The 722-nt window shown below is 59.1% G+C and carries 1 protein-coding gene; it reads left to right on the top strand.

The features are described 5' to 3' along the window. Window positions 1-722, top strand: a 722-nt coding sequence (locus AAE514_RS18495; RefSeq protein ID WP_347333040.1) for a hypothetical protein, incomplete at both ends; no start/stop codon positions are given.

Below are 722 nucleotides of genomic sequence, written 5' to 3'. Positions count from 1 at the left end.
TCGGCCCGCACCCAAACCGATGGGGCGCCTATCTCCTACCAGGCCGGTGGCGATTTATGGCTGGCCCAGGTGGAAAGCGCCGAAGGGACGGTCAGTCTGAGCAACGACGGCATTATTGAAAGCGTGTTCGCCGAGGAGCAAACCAATATTACCGCTCAGCGGCTGGAGGTTGCCTCAGGCTCCGGCATCGGCAACCAACAACGGCTTCTGACCGAGGTGAAAGAACTGTCGCTGACCAACCAAAGAGGCCGGGTGGCGGTCACCAACACCGGTACGGTTCGAATCGAACGCATGGCCAGCAACGGTAACGTCAGCTTGCGCAGCCTGGAGGGCGATGTTGAGCTGGACAGCCGCGAGGGGCCGATCTTTGACCTTGAAGAGCGCGACGCCATTCGCGCCGGCGGCACCCTCAGTGCGAATTACCAGCAGGGCACCGTCAGCATTTTTGTCGACAAAGGCAGCCTGTTGGCACTGGGTACGCCCCACAGCCACAAACCGGACCTGGTGGGTCGTCGGGGCAACATCATCGTGGCGAAGGATATTGGCACGGCGGCCCGGCCATTGGTGATGTATTTTCAGGACAGTGTGTTTATGAACGGTTTGCGCAGTTGGTCCCCGGAGTGGGCCTTCGGTGATCCGCCGCCCACGGTGGAGAACCAATCCTCTCTTAAAATGAGTGATTTTGATCTTCTGATGTCGGGGGCGGATTACTTGATTCAAGT

It is taken from the genome of Marinimicrobium locisalis (genome assembly GCF_039822625.1).
GTDB lineage: Bacteria > Pseudomonadota > Gammaproteobacteria > Pseudomonadales > Cellvibrionaceae > Marinimicrobium > Marinimicrobium locisalis.
The sequence above is the reverse complement of the archived record's forward strand: the minus strand, read 5'-3'. Positions and strand labels throughout refer to the sequence as shown.